Origin of the sequence: Ruminococcus sp. RTP21359st1_H3_RTP21359_211015 (assembly GCF_040909065.1) — a bacterium.
Classification (GTDB): Bacteria; Bacillota; Clostridia; order Oscillospirales; family Ruminococcaceae; genus Hominimerdicola; species Hominimerdicola aceti.
Map to the genome: position 1 here is coordinate 1 of NZ_JBDGDD010000061.1, position 4,469 is coordinate 4,469.

3 protein-coding genes are annotated in these 4,469 nt (G+C 42.0%); 1 reads left to right on the forward strand and 2 read right to left on the reverse strand.

The window, feature by feature from the left end; translation table 11 throughout:
* Positions 1-88: 88 nt before the first annotated feature.
* On the reverse strand, positions 89-1,567 hold the full coding sequence (guaB, locus tag AB5Z01_RS13455) for an IMP dehydrogenase (protein WP_022287213.1): 1,479 nt from the start codon (positions 1,565-1,567) through the stop codon (positions 89-91).
* A gap of 494 nt (positions 1,568-2,061) precedes the next feature.
* Positions 2,062-3,396: an MATE family efflux transporter gene (locus AB5Z01_RS13460; protein ID WP_117856977.1), complete on the reverse strand. Its 1,335-nt coding sequence runs from the start codon at positions 3,394-3,396 to the stop codon at positions 2,062-2,064.
* A 260-nt stretch (positions 3,397-3,656) separates the two neighbouring features.
* On the opposite strand from AB5Z01_RS13460, the gene AB5Z01_RS13465 reads away from it, so the two are divergent.
* Positions 3,657-4,352, forward strand: coding sequence for a RadC family protein (locus tag AB5Z01_RS13465; RefSeq protein ID WP_022287199.1), 696 nt, complete (start codon positions 3,657-3,659; stop codon positions 4,350-4,352).
* The last annotated feature ends 117 nt before the right edge of the window (positions 4,353-4,469 follow it).

Genomic DNA, 4,469 nt, shown 5'->3' on the forward strand with positions numbered 1-4,469 from the left:
AGACTGCTTTCCTACCCTTTTAAGGGTGGTTGCAGTCTTTTTTTATTGCGCGTTTTTTTACAGCGCCTTTTTTTGTATATATATTCTATTAGATACCTGCGGAATAGTTTGGAGCTTCCTTTGTGATATAAATATCGTGTGGGTGTGACTCCTTAAGACCTGCGCCTGTTATCCTGATGAACTTAGCCTTTTCGCCAAGCTCTGCAATAGTATGACAACCGCAATAGCCCATACCTGAACGGATACCGCCAACAAGCTGGAAGATAGTATCTGAAACTGGACCCTTATAAGCCACACGACCCTCAACGCCCTCTGGAACGAGCTTCTTTGAGTTTGTCTGGAAATATCTGTCCTTTGAGCCTTTGTTCATAGCGGCAAGAGAACCCATGCCTCTGTATACCTTGAACTGTCTGCCCTGATAGATCTCAGTTTCGCCTGGAGCTTCGTCACAGCCTGCGAGGAGTGAACCAAGCATTACAACGTTCGCACCGGCAGCAAGAGCCTTAACGATATCGCCTGAATACTTGATACCGCCGTCAGCAATAACAGGAATGCCATACTCAGCAGCAGCGCAAGCAGCGTCATAAACTGCAGTGACCTGAGGAACACCTATACCAGCGACTACACGGGTAGTACAGATAGAACCAGGGCCGATACCGACCTTTATAGCGTCAGCACCTGCTTCGCAGAGCGCTCTGGCGGCTTCAGCAGTAGCGATATTACCTGCAATAACCGGTGTATCAGGGAAAGCGGCCTTAACTTTTTTAAGACAATTTATAACGTTCATAGAATGGCCGTGAGCAGAGTCAAGAACGAGGACGTCTACCTGAGCTTCAACGAGAGCGGCAACTCTTTCGAGAATATCGTTAGTCATGCCGATAGTAGCACCGCAAAGAAGTCTGCCCTTTTTATCTCTTGCGGAATTTGGATACTGAACAGCCTTTTCAATATCCTTGATAGTGATAAGACCCTTGAGAATACCGTTTGCGTCAACAAGAGGAAGCTTCTCGATCTTATGCTTCATAAGTATCTTCTGAGCGCCTTCAAGATCCGTATCAACAGGAGCAGTAACGAGGTTTTCCTTAGTCATAACGTCACCGATCTTGATATTTTCAAAATCAGTGATAAATCTAAGATCTCTGTTAGTGAGGATACCCTCGAGCTTGCCATCCTTATCGACTATAGGCACGCCGGAGATCTTATACTTGCCCATGAGCTTATCAGCTTCAGCAACAGTTTTATCGGCTGTAAGAGAGAAAGGATTAACGATAACGCCGTTTTCAGAACGCTTTACCTTATCCACCTCTTCTGCCTGCTGAGCGATAGTCATATTCTTATGGATAATACCGATACCGCCCTCTCTTGCGATAGCGATAGCCATTTTTGACTCTGTGACTGTATCCATAGCAGATGTCATTATAGGTGTATTGAGGACTATATCCTTAGTAAGGTGTGTATGGATATCCACCATATCAGGTGTACAATCCGACTCGCCTGGGATAAGGAGAACGTCATCAAAGGTAAGACCCTCTTTACCAAACTTATTGTTTACATTAGTATCCAGCATAAATTAACCTCCCGCAAACATTTTGAATTCTTAATTTATTATTCTTATAATCATACAACATTTAATTAAACTTGTCAACATCATTATTGAGAACTTTTTTTTAATTTAGTCTTTGCTAATCGGAGTTACGTTGTTTTAGCCAAGGTTTACGCCATGGTTTGTTATACCGCAAAATCGCTGCGCTCTTTGCGGATTTTACTTTGTATAAGGATATAGTATAAGCGGTGCAGTTTTGTGCTTCGATGTTAGCTTTGTATCAGATTGCAACTCTGCAATTCGTCTTTTTCTCCCTGCACCGCTTAGTAGGCTTGCGCCTATTGAGGCTCTGCCTCAAACTCCGACAGGGCTTTGCCCTGTACCCACAATGGGTTTCACCCCTTGACCCTGACCAGGGGCGTGCCCCTGGACCTTTTGCTCGCTTCGCTCGGTGGGTGCTTTTACTTTGTATTGGTGCTTAGCTCAGTTTGGCTTTGCCATTCCTCATTCCTCACTCCTCATTCCTCATTCAATTCGTTTTTCATCACTTTCACTCTCGCAAACACCACTGACAGCACTGTTGACACAAGCCAACCTATCGGCCATGACAGCCATATTCCCGTTGACCCATATGGTCTTGCCAACACGAACGCAAGCACTACTCTGAGTATCAAGTCCGTAAAAGTTGATATCATAAAATACTGCATTGCGCCTTTACCACGGAGTGCTCCGTCTGACATTATTTTTATGCCCACAAACACATAGAAAGGCGATATTATTCTCAAAAATGTTGTGCCTATCTCAACGGCTTTTGTTCCGCCGTCGTCAAGAAACAGATTTATCATAGTTTTTGGCATACAGAAAAAGCAGAGTATAAAAGGCACTGCCACGATAGCCGAGATAACAAGTCCTGCTTTATATCCGCTTTTTATCCTATCGTTCCTGCCTGCACCGTAATTCTGTGCAACAAAGCTTGAAAGCCCGTTAGAAAGCGTTGTAAAGCTTGTTATAGCAAAGGTATTTAGCTTTATTGCAGAAGAATATCCTGCGATACAAGACGAGCCGAAGCTGTTTACAAGATACTGCACAAAGATATTTCCCACTGAGATAAAGCTCTGTTGTAAAATACTAGGTATAGAATAAAGGGTTATCTTTTTAAGTATTTTTCCTGAAAACAGCGGTGGTTTATCCTCTGTTTTAATTTCTGCGGTTTTCTTCACCAAAATAAGCAGTGAGAACACGCAAGCCACTCCCTGAGCAATAAAAGTAGCCCATGCAACGCCTGCCACACCCCATTTAAAGAACTTCACGAACACATAGTCGAGAACAACGTTTCCAACTGATGAGCCGATAAGGAGATACAATGGTGTTTTCGAGTCGCCCATTGCGTTATAAATACCTGTACCCACGTTATAAAGAAACAGGAAGATAAGACCTGCGATATAGATCTTCAGATAAAGCTCACCGTCACGGAAGATGTTATCGGGCGTGTTTATCATTCTCATAAGAGGAGTAGAGAACGCAAGTCCAAAAACTGTCAGCACTGTTGCAAGTATCGTACATGAAATTATAGTAGTAGTTGACGCGGTTTTTACCTTTGAGAACTCTTTTCCACCAAAGAATTGAGATATCACCACACAACAGCCAACATTGCTTCCCACTGCAAACGCCATAAATATCATTGTTATAGGATAAGACGCACCAACTGCCGCAAGAGCGTCCTCGCCTGCGAATTTTCCTGCTATGATACTGTCAAAAATGGAATACATCTGCTGAAATATCACGCTCACGAACATAGGCAGGGAAAATTTCCACAGCACTGTCCACGGTTTTCCCACCGTCAGGTCTGTCATAAAAACATCTCCATAATATAATAGTTACCATTTCATTATATCATAAAAAAACAACCTTTTTCAACGTCATTTCGCACAGACACTTTTGATATTTCTGAAGGTTTTTTTAGCATTTTACGCTATTTTTGATTTATTAATAAAATTTTCTAAATATTATTAGCTTACCCTCTTGCTGAAATTATCTGTAAAGAATAAAGTCACAATGTTTTTTTATTGACAAAAAAGTACGGATATTTTATACTTGTATAAGAGGTGATAAAATGAGCAGTCAAGCAGACCACGGCGGTCACAGAGAGAGAATGAGGAAGCGTTTCAAAGAATCGGGAAATTTCAAGGGCTTTTCCGAGCATGAGATACTAGAAATGCTTTTATTTTACATTGTGCCGAGAAAGAACACCAATGATATTGCGCACGAGCTTATAAAAAAGTTCGGAAGCTTAAACAGCGTTCTTAACGCTTCTGTGGAGGAGCTTTCTTCGGTAAAGGACATGGGCGAAAGCTCTGCAAACTCACTTTTATTTTTCAGAGAGCTTATAAACTACTGCTCCACTGTCACAGACAGCAGGATAGACATAAGAAACATATCTGCGGCGCTGAGTTTTGTAAATAATTGTTTCAGGAACGAAAAGCAGGAGAAGTTCAAGGTAATTTGTATCGACTCTGGCTTTCACATAAAGAGCGTAACAGACATATCCGCAGGCGGTGCGAGATTTACCCCTGTTGATTTTCGTGAGCTTACAAAAGCCGTTCTCAACAGCGGCACTGATATTGTTATCCTTGCCCACAATCACCCTGACTCACCCAACACTCCCTCTCAGGAGGACGTTACTCTCACCCGTGAGGTCATGAGATATATGAGATGTTTAGGTGTGACAGTTCTTGACCATTATATAACAGGCAATAACGGAACTATCTCCATGCGAAACTGCGGACTCATCCATGATATGGAGTGTTAAAAATAGAATATCACATAAAAAAAATGGACGATATGTTTAATGATATAATCCCCTTAGAGTAGACACATGAAATAATAAAATGGTGTAACTCTAAAGGGGGTTATTTTATGTCAAAGA